This is a genomic window from Buttiauxella sp., from assembly GCF_049686335.1.
Taxonomy (GTDB): Bacteria; Pseudomonadota; Gammaproteobacteria; order Enterobacterales; family Enterobacteriaceae; genus Buttiauxella.
The window spans coordinates 96,144-108,564 of record NZ_JBAVHX010000015.1 but is presented as its reverse complement, the minus strand read 5'-3'; the positions used below and the strand labels follow the sequence as shown (position 1 = coordinate 108,564).

Sequence of the window (12,421 nt, the reverse complement as noted above, 5' to 3'; positions counted from 1 at the left end):
GAATCGAAAATAAAAAATGGCCGACAAAACTGCCGGCCATTGATTTCACAGGGATGTTAAAATTTTAACATCGCCTTTTTTAGAGTGACAGGAACACCCCGGCAATGGTTGCACTCATCAGGTTAGACAACGTACCTGCAGCAACAGCCTTCAGGCCAAGTTGGGCAATATCGTGACGGCGGTTTGGCGCCATGCTTCCAAGGCCACCAATCAGGATAGCGATAGAAGAAAGGTTAGCAAAACCACACAACGCGAAGGAAATAATTGCTTTGGTGTGATCTGACAGAACTTGCAAACCTGCTGCCGCAACGGTGGCGTCATCTTTCAGGTATTCCCCGAAGTTCAGGTATGCCACAAATTCGTTGATGATCAGTTTCTGGCCGATGAAGGAACCGGCAACGTTAGCTTCACTCCAAGGCACACCGATAACCCAGGCAAGCGGTGAGAACACCCATCCCAGGATCAATTCCATCGAAAGTTGCGGGAAGTTAAACCAACCGCCGATACCAGACAGCATGCCGTTAAGCAGGGCAATCAATGCCACAAATGCCAGCAACATGGCGCCAACGTTCAGGGCCAATTGCATACCAGAAGCCGCACCTGATGCCGCAGCATCCAGCACGTTCGCCGGGCGATCTGGGTCGTTTTTCATCGACTCCAGTTCTGGTGCATCGTTTGGTGTTTCTGTTTCAGGCAGGATGATTTTTGCAAACAGTAAACCGCCAGGTGCCGCCATGAAGGATGCGGCAATCAGGTACTCAAGCGGCACGCCCATTTGTGCGTAACCGGCTAATACTGAGCCTGCAACAGAAGCTAAACCACCACACATGACGGCGAACAGCTCTGAACGTGTCATGGTCGCGATATACGGACGAACAACCAGCGGAGCCTCAGTCTGCCCAACAAAGATGTTGGCGGTTGCAGACAGAGATTCGGTACGAGAGGTTTTCAGAACCTTACGCAGACCACCACCCAGAACACGGATGACTAACTGCATGATGCCCAGGTAGTAAAGCACGGCAATCAGAGAGGAGAAGAAGACGATAATTGGCAGAACGCGCAGGGCAAAAACGAAGCCGCCGCCGCCAAAGACTTCGAACATTTTGTCCGAAACCAGCCCGCCGAACAGGAAGGAAATACCCGCGTTACCATAAGCGATAACGTTAGCAACCCCTTCAGACATGGCTAACAGAACTTTACGACCGACCGGAACATACAGGATGAGAGCCCCGATACCGACCTGGATAAGCCAGGCACCCAGTACGGTGCGCAGATTAATCGCTTTGCGATTACTGGAGAGTAAAACCGCGATCAGCAGCAGAACGATCATGCCGATCAATCCCATGATTAGTTGCATACAGAGTCCCTGTGTATAGATTGAAGAAATGTCAGCGAGCAAAAAGCTACAACGGGCGGGATTATAGCGGCAGAGGTGCCCGTAAATGCCATGGCAATCACGTATTTCTACAAATTCAGGGAGACGTTTATCTTATATAGTGAGCTACATCACATTCCACTGATGATTATTCCAAACCAAATAATTGATGGCAGTTATGAATGAAGGTATTTGCAATAACATCCGCAGGTTCTGAACGCAGCGCACACAGCGTCTGAAAAACCTCAAAAATACGTTCCGGGCGATTAGCCTGCCCTTGCCAACCATTAAGTGGCATATCGGGTGCATCAGTTTCCAACACCAGAGCGCTAAGCGGTAATTGCGCCATCACATCACGCGTTTTGCTGGCTCGCGGATAAGTGATTGTTCCTCCCACCCCAATCTTGTAACCCAGGGCCACAAAGCGTTCGGCCTGTTGCAGGCTTCCCGCAAAGCCGTGCACCACGCCGGTTCGCGGTAAGTCGTGGCGTTTTAAATGGGCGGCGAGTTTGTCATGTGTGCGGCGGGAATGAAGGATAACCGGCAGATCGTAACGTTTAGCCAATTTGAGCTGGGCATCCAGCATCGCTTCTTGCTTATCAAACAGCGGATTATCCATATACAGATCAAGACCCATCTCGCCAATAGCGACAAGCTTTTTCGGGCGTTGTTGCAGATGATGTTCCAGCAGTGCCAGCGACGCATCCTGGTGTTTATGAATCACTATCGGATGCAAACCCAGTGCGACATACAGCGGCGGATAATTATCGGCCAGCGCCAGAACCACACCAAAGCGGTCGGCCTCAATGGCTGGAACGATAATTTTTTCAACGCCTGCCTGCGCGGCAAGCCCCAGGCTACTGACTTCATTACCGCTAAACGGCGGGAAGTCGAAGTGACAATGAGTGTCGTAAAAGGTCATCGTCACGCCGTGTCCTCGTTATTAAAGGTAGAATCGTTCGCCTCCGGGGTTTCTACCACCGCCTGGGATAACGGTTCCTGAGCCACCACTTCAGGGGTAAGCACCACAGAACCGGGCACCAGAATACGCGGAGAATGACGTTTGATTGGCGGTTGCGTCGCCAGCATTCTGCCTATGGTGGCGAGGAAATAACGCCCGCATAAACGGCCAGTTTTATAGTCCGTATTCAGCGCCGGTAACCGGCTGCCTAACGCCATGCTCATCAGGGGTTTCGGTGGATAAATTTCAAAAATTCTCAGTTTGCCCGGCGGCTTTTCAATAAAGTTCTGTATCTCCCGATAACTGGTTTCGTGATGATGCACCAGATTGAGTAGCGGTTGCAGGCTGCTGTCCCCAAGCCAGCGTTCCATTCGTTTAAACCATTCAGGTGTGTAATACATTTGCGAAGGCACGGTGCGGATAACCACCAGCGTGTCTGCGCCCAGACGCACCGCTTCTCGTACCGGAATGGCATCGCTTATTCCACCATCCTGATAACCGATTCCATCAATCTCCACACCACTGCGGTAAAAACCGGGGATTGCGCTGGAGGCTTTGAGAATATTCAGCCAACTGGTGCTGTTTGGCGAAAAATACCCGGGACTGTAATCATCGCTACGGCAGGCGCACATATAAAACGCTTTGTCAGACTCAAACAGTTTTTCAGCTGTCGCCATAGAGAGCGGAATTTTTGTCGAAGTGGCCTCAACCAGCCAGTCGAGATCGATGAGATGCCCGCCACGCACAAAGCGCAGAGGATCGAAAAATTCACGGGTCGTGGTAAAACGGGTGATCACTCTTCTGGCGTAACCAGGTTGGTGACAAACGTAAGCGGAAAGGTTTTGTGCACCGGCTGAGGTGCCTAAGAAAAGGTCGAACGGGTTGAAATTAGCGCGCATAAACTCGTCCAGCACGCCGGCTGTAAAGATCCCACGCTGCCCACCACCTTCACAAACAATGGCAAGTTTGCCGGGACGAAACGCTTTTAACGCAAGCGGCGCGATATTGCCGAGCGTAACGGGTATTCGTTGTCCCACCCTGCTTTTCCTTGGTTCGTTATCCTTCATCTTTCAAGTCGCAGGGGTGTTGGCTGCAACTCGAAATCTAAAGGATATTTATTATTAGTTATTAGTTATTTGTTAGTCGCTTAAATACGCGAGAGCCAGTCTATATAGACTGGCTCTCTGGTCTGTCTTTACTGATTATATACCCAAAATTGATGGGTAAAACCGCTAAGGACGTTTTCGTCCCATAAACAGGCTAACCAGGAACAGAATAATACCTACCACGAAGACAATTTTTGCTGCACCTGCCGCAGTACCCGCAAGAGTACCAAAACCCAGTGCTGCTGCAATCAACGCAATGACCAGAAAAATAATGCCCCAACGAAACATATGCCTCTCCTTAACCATAGTGAACCCGAATCGCTTCTGGATGAGTGCGAGCTAAGCACTCATTGGCGATATTTGGTATTGATGTTACTGACTGCTCCCTCGCTTTGACGAGGGATAAAGCTTCTATACCCGCCATACTTGAAGCCGCATCAGCGTTGGCGTTACACCGTTGCCGCCTTGATGCAGCTTCAAATACTTTGGCTATGAATTTTATTTACTTCACTTTCAGGTCGTTTTTGACGCTTTTAACGCCATCAACTGCTTTTGCGATGCTTTCAGCTCGCGCGGACTGCGCGTTTGATTCCACTGTACCTGACAGCTGTACAACACCTTCGGTGGTTTCAACTTTCACATGGCGCGAAGGCACGATGTCGTCAGATAAAAGTTTAGCTTTAATTTCGCTAGTGGTTGCAGTATCGCCTGCATAACCGCTGGCTGATTTATCAGCGCCTTCACGTACATGCAGCTTATCGCTGACGGAAGAGACCCCTTCCACGCCTTTAGCGACTTTCACGGCTTGCTCAGCCTGCGCCTGGCTCTCAACGAAACCACTTAAGGTCACGACTTTTTTCTCAGTTTTCACTGAAATGTCAGTGCTTTTGATATCTTTGTGATCGACGAGGGCTGCTTTCACTTTCGCTGTGATCGCGCTGTCGTCCATGTAATTACCGACGTCTTTTACAGAGCTATCAATTTTTTCGCCTGCTGTAGTGGCTGTAGATTCCGTTTTGTTCAGCATGGTGTCTTCAGCCAGCGCACTTCCGCTTGCCAGCACTGAACCCAAAACAACCGCTAACAGAGTTTTAGAAATCTTAGTCGTAGTCATAGTCATCGATTAATTCCTATTGTTTTGCTCGCTATTCGAGCACAAGCCGTTGCGTCACGGCTTTCCATTTAAAACAAGCTAGTACTGCAGCCTAAAAATTTACGTACAGTTTTAAATAACGCCGTTCGAAATCAGTGTGAACGAACTCGCCAGAAAGCTTCACTTACCTGACATATTCGACCAACTAATTTGTCACTGGTTTGTTAAATATAGACAACAATCACAGAATTGCATGGGGAGGACGGGGAAAAACAGGGAATAGTGGGGGAAATGGGGGAAATTAAGAACATTCCGTAAGGGATTAATAAGACGGGAAAAGTAGCAGGACGCGACGGCTGTCGCGCCCTGAGAGACGATTAGTGCTCGCGAGTTTTACGGAAGTTCACTTCTGGGTAACGATCTTGCGTCAGGTTCAGGTTTACCATGGTTGGCGCGATATAAGCGAGGTTGTCGCCGCCATCGAGTGCCAACTGCAATTCGTTTTTCCGTTTGAATTCTTCAAACTTCTTCACGTCGTTACTTTCAACCCAACGCGCCGTCGAAACGTTGACTGACTCGTAAATCGCTTCAACGTTGTATTCGCTTTTCAGTCGCGCCACAACCACATCAAACTGCAGCACACCCACCGCACCGACGATCAGATCGTTGTTGGCGATTGGACGGAACACCTGCACCGCGCCTTCTTCAGAAAGCTGAACCAGGCCTTTGAGCAACTGCTTCTGCTTCAACGGGTCACGCAGACGAATACGACGGAACAGTTCCGGTGCGAAGTTCGGAATGCCGGTGAACTTCATCATTTCGCCCTGGGTGAAGGTATCACCAATCTGGATGGTACCGTGGTTGTGCAAGCCGATGATGTCGCCTGGATAGGCTTCTTCAACGTGCGAGCGGTCACCGGCCATAAAGGTCAGCGCATCAGAGATCACCACGTCTTTACCGGTACGAACCTGGCGAAGTTTCATGCCTTTTTCGTATTTGCCGGACACCACACGCATAAATGCCACGCGGTCGCGGTGTTTCGGATCCATGTTTGCCTGAATCTTAAACACGAAACCGGTGAACTTATCTTCTGCTGCCTCAACCTGACGGGTGTCAGTTTTACGCGGCATCGGCGCTGGAGCCCATTCAACCAGGCCATCGAGCATATGGTCTACGCCGAAGTTACCGAGGGCAGTACCGAAGAAGACTGGCGTCAGCTCGCCTTCAAGGAACAGTTCACGGTCAAACTCGTGAGAAGCACCTTGTACCAGCTCCAGCTCGTCACGCAATTGTGCCGCCAGGTCTTCACCAACAGCCGCGTCAAGTTCAGGGTTGTCTAATCCTTTAACGATGCGCACTTCCTGAATGGTGTGACCTTTACCGGTCTGGTACAGATACGTTTCGTCTTTATAGAGGTGATAAACCCCTTTAAACAATTTGCCGCAGCCGATTGGCCAGGTGATAGGAGAACAAGCAATTTTCAGCTCACGTTCAACTTCATCCATCACTTCCATTGGGTCACGGATGTCACGGTCAAGTTTGTTCATAAAGGTGAGGATCGGCGTATCACGCAGACGGGTTACTTCCATCAGCTTACGCGTACGATCTTCTACACCTTTCGCGGCATCGATAACCATCAAACAGCAGTCGACAGCGGTCAGAGTACGGTAAGTATCTTCGGAGAAGTCTTCATGCCCCGGGGTATCAAGCAGATTGACCAGGCTGTCGCGATACGGGAATTGCATAACAGAGGTAGTAATCGAGATACCACGCTGCTTTTCCATTTCCATCCAGTCAGATTTAGCATGCTGGCTGGAGCCACGGCCTTTGACCGTACCTGCTGTTTGGATCGCCTGTCCGAACAGCAACACTTTTTCAGTGATGGTCGTTTTACCGGCATCCGGGTGAGAAATGATCGCAAAAGTGCGGCGTTTCCCCACTTCTTGCAAAAAAGGAGACAAAGTCATAATGAAATCTTCTGTGAAATGCGCACAGAGAAAGCTGTGCGGCAAATGAACATTACCTGGCGGCTATTTTACCCATCAGGTCAGGTTTAACAATGGAGCTTGATACCCAAATGGAGCTTGATACCCAAATGGAGCTTGATACCCAAAATAATTCGAGTTGCATTGAGGCGGCAAGAGAGCGAGTCCCGATGAGCTTACTTTAGTAAGTGATTCGGGTGAGTAAACGCAGCCAACAATGATGCAGCTTGAAGTATGAGGGGTATTTGCAGTCATTAGTTACACAACAATCGCTCCAGTTCATTTAATGAGGCAACTTCCCAGGTTGGTCGGATGCCTTCCGGTAAGCTTCTTCCGTGGGCATTCAGCCAGCAGGTCGCAATTCCCGCGTTTATGCCGCCCAGAATATCTGATTCTGCGGTATCGCCAACCATCAAAACGCGGTCGCGTCGCGGGTTGCCCATTTTCTCAAACGTAAAATCAAAGATTTTGCGATCGGGTTTTGCGACCCCAACTTCCTCTGAAATCACCAGCAGGTCTAAATAGTCTCGCAGGCCGGTACGCTCAAGGCGGATTTGCTGCAACGCCGTAAAACCGTTGGTAATAATACCGATTTTTACTTTATCTTTTAGGGCATTAAGCAACGAGAGCGCACCGGGTAATGGCACGCAAATTTCAGCCATCGCATTCAGAAATGCGGCGTTAAGGTCACCCGCCGGGACAGATAATCTTTCCGACCAGCCCTGGAAACGTTGGTGCTGCAACTGCAGTGCGCTAATGGCACCGTTCTGGTAATCGACCCACAAAGGCTTGTTAACTGCTTGGTAATCCTGGAAATCGTCAGCGGTAAACGTCACGCTATAATCGAGAAACATCCGCTGTAAGCCGCTAAATGCGTCAAAGGTAAATAACGTTTCGTCAGCATCAAATAAAATCCAGTCCCAGTTCATCAACACACCTTCGTTTTAGCCTAATGGTAACGCCATAATGATGGCGTCTTCCCGACCCTCTGTTGTCGGGTAGTAATTACGGCGAATAGTCGCCTCGTTAAAGCCCAGGCTTTCATAAAGTGCAATCGCTGCCTTGTTCGAGGCGCGCACTTCAAGCCACAGGGTAAACACATCTCGCGCTTCCAGTTCGCTGATTAAATACTCCAGCAACTGACGGCCCAATCCCTGCCTTTGATAAGCAGGATCGACCGCAATATTAAATAACGTCGCTTCGTCCAGCACGACCTGGGTCACCGCAAACGCCGCCATTTTGCCGTCTACATCGAGACGCAAATTCAGATACCGATCGCCTTCGTTGCTGGCGAAAGTTTTTTCACTCCACGGGAAGGCATGGCTGCGAAGCTCGATGGCATACGCCGAGCTCAAGTCATTTGTGGTGAGGGAAGAAATCGTGTTCATATTCGCAAATTTGCTGCCACAGCGCCTGTCTTGCCGCGCCATTTTGATAAAGTTCGTTTAATTCGGGGGTCGCTAACTGCGCCCCTGGAATGGAGAGCGGTTCACTCACTCCCAGTCGCCAGCTATTACAGCGGCTTTCGCCAGGTAGCATCGCGGCACGTTCAGGTGTTAATTGCATAACCTGCTGTGCATCCAGATTCAAACTGCGCAAAACATCATTAACCAATGGATCGCTTAAATCTGGAAGGTTTTCGGCAATCATCAGTAGCTTAACGTTTTCATGCAGTGAGACTGCAATTTCGCCCTTCAATGCAGCCGGGCGTCGCAGCTCCCACTGGGTAATGCCCAGTTGTTGTAACAACCAGTCACGTCGCAAAGGTATTTGGGGCATAGCGAAACCCGATAGAGAGTGCCAATTGGGGCGCAAATATAGCAAATTCATCGAATGTACGCCATTAAAGCTCTATAATCGCCGCTCTGCTTTAATAGGAGTGTCCTGATGTCTGCGTTAACCCCGGCAAGTGAAGTGCTGCTGCGCCATAGCGATGATTTTACCGAAAGCCGCGTGCTGTTTGCCGGTGATTTACAAGACGACCTGCCTGCGCGTTTCGAAACGGCTGCAAGTCGCGTCCATACCCAACAATTTCACCATTGGCAGGTGTTGAACGCCCAGATGGGCGATGATGCACAATACAGCCTGGTGGCAGATGCCAGCACCATTGGCGACTGCAACACCCTGATTTACTACTGGCCTAAAAACAAGCCAGAAGCTCAGTTCCAGTTGATGAATATTCTTTCGCTGATGCCAGTCGGTAGCGACATTTTTGTGGTTGGCGAAAACCGCAGTGGTGTGCGCAGTGCTGAGCAAATGCTCGCAGAATTCAGCCCACTGAATAAAATTGATAGCGCTCGTCGTTGCGGTTTCTATCATGGCCGTCTGGAAAAACAGCCACAGTTTGATGAGCATTCCTGGTGGGATGAGTATCAACACGAAGGCCTGACCGTGAAAACGTTGCCTGGCGTATTTAGCCGTGACGGCCTGGATACCGGCAGCAAATTGCTGCTTTCCACGCTAACGCCGCATACCAAAGGCAAAGTGCTGGATGTCGGTTGTGGTGCTGGCGTGCTGGCAGTTTCACTAGCAAAACATTCTCCAAAAGTCCGTCTGACGTTGTGTGATGTTTCAGCGCCAGCTGTCGCAGCCAGCCGTGCAACTCTTGCAGCCAATGAGATTGAAGGCGAAGTTATCGCCAGTAACGTCTACTCCGAAGTGAATGGTCGTTTTGACATGATTATCTCTAACCCGCCGTTCCACGATGGTCTTCAGACCAGCCTTGATGCAGCGCATCAGCTGATCCGTGGCGCAGTTCGTCATCTGAATATGGGTGGTGAATTACGTATCGTGGCGAACGCCTTCCTGGCGTATCCGGACGTGCTGGACGAAACCTTTGGCAACCACGAAGTGATTGCTCAAACTGGCCGATTCAAAGTTTATCGCTCCGTTGTTATGCGTGGCGTAAAGAAGCGCTAACACCCTGTTGTGCCGCTTTTTCCAGCGATTAGAAAAGCGGCACCAAATTAACTGTTGACGACGCGCAGAAAACATCTAGAATGCGCCTCCGTGGTTACAATACTTCGGTGTTGTGGGTATGCGAAGGTGGCGGAATTGGTAGACGCGCTAGCTTCAGGTGTTAGTGTTCTTACGGACGTGAGGGTTCAAGTCCCTCTCTTCGCACCATTAACCACGCAAGATATCGTTCGCACTGCGCGAAGGTGGCGGAATTGGTAGACGCGCTAGCTTCAGGTGTTAGTGTTCTTACGGACGTGAGGGTTCAAGTCCCTCTCTTCGCACCAATGCGAAGGCGATATCAGATAAGTTTTGAATTGCGAAGGTGGCGGAATTGGTAGACGCGCTAGCTTCAGGTGTTAGTGTCCTTACGGACGTGAGGGTTCAAGTCCCTCTCTTCGCACCAATTCTTATCAATCTTTTCCTTTAGTACTCTCATCATCCTCTGTTTTATCTCCTTTATTTCATCGTTCCCAAATTCATCATCACTAATGCAAGTCCGCTGGCAAACGCAACGCATGATGGCAATAGTACAAAGTGACGTAACCGTTTATGGTACAGCATTGCCGTAGTCGCCAATAATCCCAGTACAATCAGCACTCGCCACTGACTAAAAGAAAGATCCAGATACAATAACGCGGCGACGATCCCTCCAGGTATCAGTACACCCCACGCGCTCTCTAACTGCCGTTGTAACATCATCGCCATCTCGCCAATCGTAAATGATAACCAATATCATATGATATAATTTCTCGTTTGTCAGCGATGGCATCGCGCTTTGTTTACATGAGTAATTGTTCAGCATTCATCATCATCGGATGACATAATTTCATTAAGGTGATAGATTTAGCACCGAATTAAAATCTATGATTAACAACCACATAATTACTTTACGTAATCATATTCCCTGTCTCTTTTTTATAACATTATTCAACAACATAACGTTGTATTCGAGTCGAAAGAATTATTTGATATGACAGCAACAACCTGGCGCGCTTTACTCAAAGGGAAACATCAACTCTCGTTGCGTTTATTTTTATTACTGAACGCCTTTTCTGCGGGATTTAGTATTGCGTCGCCTTCTGCCAACACTCAGCATCTTACCGTACCGATAATCATGGTGCTGGTGATAAGCCTCGCATGCCTGGTTTGGCAGTTCGTTAACAAAAAACAGTTGATCAACATTAACGCTATCTCGTTAATAATTGGATTACTTTGGTCGTGGCATATTTATATAAAAGTCAGTGTGATGCCAATTAGAGATCTCAATTTTCTAATTATTGCCTTATTGGCGATATTATTTATTGGTTCGATCTCTTTTATTAATAATATACAAGCATTTATTGCCTCCTGCCTGCCTGTAACCGCGATGATATTGTGGCTCGATCGAGGGGATAACTGGCCCCGTGTTTTGTATTCGATTGCCCTGCCAGGCATAGGCATTACCATTCAGACCATCATTCAGCAACGAAACGATAAATTTACCCGTCGCTTGATGGATAAACTGCTCGAAGAGAAAGAAACTCTTAATGATTTGAGCATGTTAGACCCGCTTACCGGTCTGTATAACCGGCGTGGTTTTCAAAACCGTCTTGAGACCGTGCTCGCTCTCGGTAGTGGCACGCATTTCGTCTTGTTGCTCGATATCGATCATTTTAAAGCTTTCAATGACAATTATGGCCACAGCATGGGCGACCAGGCCCTGACGCATGTTTCCGCAGCCATTCGCGATGCCGTACGTTCGCGCGATATCGTCACCCGCTATGGGGGTGAAGAATTTATGGTGTTGCTGACGAATGTGGATGCTGAGCAGGCTTTGCAAACCGCTGAACGGATCCGCAAGCGGGTTTATGATTTAAAAATACCCCATTTGTTTAATGAAGATGTTGCCACTCACGTCACGACCAGTATTGGTCTTGCTGTTCTCGAACAAGGGGATATTGAAGAAGCTTTACGCCAGGCTGATAGCGCTCTTTATCGGGCCAAACGCCAGGGCCGTAATAGCATATTTGTCAGCGAGTCGCTGCAACCCTCCTGAGTCATAACCGCCTTTCAAAAACTCGCGCACAAAATAGCCTTGCTAAAGGCCATGCCTATAGATAGGATTAGCAATCATTATCATTTGTATTAGTGGTCTTGTTTGTCGATGGCTTTACAGTCTTCACTGTTTTTTGATGAATTTGCATGGCAGTCGCCATTTACCCGCTCACAACCGTCGCAGGCGGATGAGTTGCGCGCGCATTTCGTCGCACATCGGCCCTATTTTAACGACTTCATCAACCTCGGTGAGCACGCTCCAGCACACAGCCAGACGCTTTTACAATGGTCGCAGCCAGCGGCATTAACCTCGCTTCTCGCCTGTTACAGTGACCATATTTATCGCAACCAGCCGCAACTTGCCCGTGAAGGTAAACCGCTGAAGTCCCTGTGGGCGCAATGGTACCTTGGCCTGTTAGTACCTCCGCTGGTGATGGCGTTGATAACTCAACCGCGCGCCCTGAATGTCGACCCACAACATATTCATGTCGAGTTCCATGAAACGGGCAGAGCCGCTAATTTCTGGATAGACGTTCATGAAGACAAAGTGGCCACCACTCTGCCGTTGCAGCAACGCCTCGAGAAACTCCTGGTTGAAGGGATACTGCCTGTCGTGGATGCGCTGGAAAGCACCGGTGATATAAATGGAAAACTCATCTGGAGCAATACCGGCTATTTGCTGAATTGGTTTTTTGGCGAGCTGAGAGAGTTGCTTGATGAAGCGACAATCGCGCAATTACGTCACGCTTGTTTCTTTGAAAAACAACTGCACAATGGGCAAGAAAATCCCCTTTACCGCACAGTCATTCAACGCGAAGGTTTACTGGTTCGTCGCACCTGCTGCCAGCGTTATAAGTTGCCAGATGTACAACGTTGCGGTGATTGCACCTTAAAGTAAAACGGCGGGTT

13 protein-coding genes and 3 tRNA genes are annotated in these 12,421 nt (G+C 49.1%); 6 read left to right on the top strand and 10 right to left on the bottom strand.

The window, feature by feature from the left end; genetic code table 11:
• Positions 1-79: 79 nt before the first annotated feature.
• The 9 genes from WBL83_RS12855 to WBL83_RS12815 all read right to left on the bottom strand — a co-directional run bounded on the left by WBL83_RS12855 (position 80) and on the right by WBL83_RS12815 (position 8,299).
• On the bottom strand, positions 80-1,357 hold the full coding sequence (locus WBL83_RS12855) for a NupC/NupG family nucleoside CNT transporter (protein ID WP_424589516.1): 1,278 nt from the start codon (positions 1,355-1,357) through the stop codon (positions 80-82).
• A 166-nt stretch (positions 1,358-1,523) separates the two neighbouring features.
• Positions 1,524-2,303: a TatD family hydrolase gene (locus tag WBL83_RS12850; protein ID WP_424589515.1), complete on the bottom strand. Its 780-nt coding sequence runs from the start codon at positions 2,301-2,303 to the stop codon at positions 1,524-1,526.
• Positions 2,300-3,373: a patatin-like phospholipase family protein gene (locus tag WBL83_RS12845; protein WP_424589514.1), complete on the bottom strand. Its 1,074-nt coding sequence runs from the start codon at positions 3,371-3,373 to the stop codon at positions 2,300-2,302. The genes WBL83_RS12850 and WBL83_RS12845 overlap by 4 nt, the downstream gene beginning before the upstream one ends.
• Positions 3,374-3,568: 195 nt before the next feature.
• Positions 3,569-3,730: a DUF1328 domain-containing protein gene (locus tag WBL83_RS12840; protein ID WP_064513877.1), complete on the bottom strand. Its 162-nt coding sequence runs from the start codon at positions 3,728-3,730 to the stop codon at positions 3,569-3,571.
• A 214-nt stretch (positions 3,731-3,944) separates the two neighbouring features.
• Positions 3,945-4,562, bottom strand: a complete 618-nt coding sequence (osmY, locus tag WBL83_RS12835) for a molecular chaperone OsmY (RefSeq protein ID WP_424589513.1) — start codon at positions 4,560-4,562, stop codon at positions 3,945-3,947.
• 350 nt (positions 4,563-4,912) lie between these two features.
• Positions 4,913-6,502, bottom strand: a complete 1,590-nt coding sequence (gene prfC, locus WBL83_RS12830; protein ID WP_424589512.1) for a peptide chain release factor 3 — start codon at positions 6,500-6,502, stop codon at positions 4,913-4,915.
• 272 nt (positions 6,503-6,774) lie between these two features.
• A complete protein-coding gene (yjjG, locus tag WBL83_RS12825; protein WP_424589511.1) occupies positions 6,775-7,449 on the bottom strand; it encodes a pyrimidine 5'-nucleotidase in 675 nt (224 codons plus the stop codon).
• Positions 7,450-7,464: 15 nt separating this feature from the next.
• Complete coding sequence (gene rimI / locus WBL83_RS12820) at positions 7,465-7,908, bottom strand: ribosomal protein S18-alanine N-acetyltransferase (RefSeq protein WP_424589510.1); 444 nt, start codon at positions 7,906-7,908, stop codon at positions 7,465-7,467.
• Positions 7,877-8,299, bottom strand: coding sequence for a DNA polymerase III subunit psi (locus WBL83_RS12815; protein ID WP_424589509.1), 423 nt, complete (start codon positions 8,297-8,299; stop codon positions 7,877-7,879). Before WBL83_RS12815 ends, rimI begins: the two co-directional genes overlap by 32 nt.
• A gap of 108 nt (positions 8,300-8,407) precedes the next feature.
• Here WBL83_RS12815 and rsmC point away from each other — a divergent pair, with 108 nt between their 5' ends.
• The 4 genes from rsmC (at position 8,408) to WBL83_RS12795 (ending at position 9,881) form a co-directional block, all read left to right on the top strand.
• Complete coding sequence (gene rsmC / locus WBL83_RS12810) at positions 8,408-9,439, top strand: 16S rRNA (guanine(1207)-N(2))-methyltransferase RsmC (protein ID WP_424589508.1); 1,032 nt, start codon at positions 8,408-8,410, stop codon at positions 9,437-9,439.
• Between the two features lie 120 nt (positions 9,440-9,559).
• Positions 9,560-9,646 (top strand) — tRNA-Leu (locus WBL83_RS12805).
• Positions 9,647-9,675: 29 nt separating this feature from the next.
• A tRNA-Leu gene (locus tag WBL83_RS12800) sits at positions 9,676-9,762 on the top strand.
• A 32-nt stretch (positions 9,763-9,794) separates the two neighbouring features.
• A tRNA-Leu gene (locus tag WBL83_RS12795) sits at positions 9,795-9,881 on the top strand.
• 53 nt (positions 9,882-9,934) lie between these two features.
• Here WBL83_RS12795 and WBL83_RS12790 read toward each other — a convergent pair.
• Positions 9,935-10,174, bottom strand: a complete 240-nt coding sequence (locus tag WBL83_RS12790) for a DUF1435 domain-containing protein (RefSeq protein WP_424589588.1) — start codon at positions 10,172-10,174, stop codon at positions 9,935-9,937.
• A 274-nt stretch (positions 10,175-10,448) separates the two neighbouring features.
• On the opposite strand from WBL83_RS12790, the gene WBL83_RS12785 reads away from it, so the two are divergent.
• Both WBL83_RS12785 and fhuF read left to right on the top strand, forming a co-directional pair.
• Complete coding sequence (locus WBL83_RS12785) at positions 10,449-11,513, top strand: GGDEF domain-containing protein (RefSeq protein ID WP_424589507.1); 1,065 nt, start codon at positions 10,449-10,451, stop codon at positions 11,511-11,513.
• 108 nt (positions 11,514-11,621) lie between these two features.
• Entirely contained in the window at positions 11,622-12,410 is a 789-nt protein-coding gene (gene fhuF, locus WBL83_RS12780) for a siderophore-iron reductase FhuF (RefSeq protein ID WP_424589506.1), read from the top strand.
• The last annotated feature ends 11 nt before the right edge of the window (positions 12,411-12,421 follow it).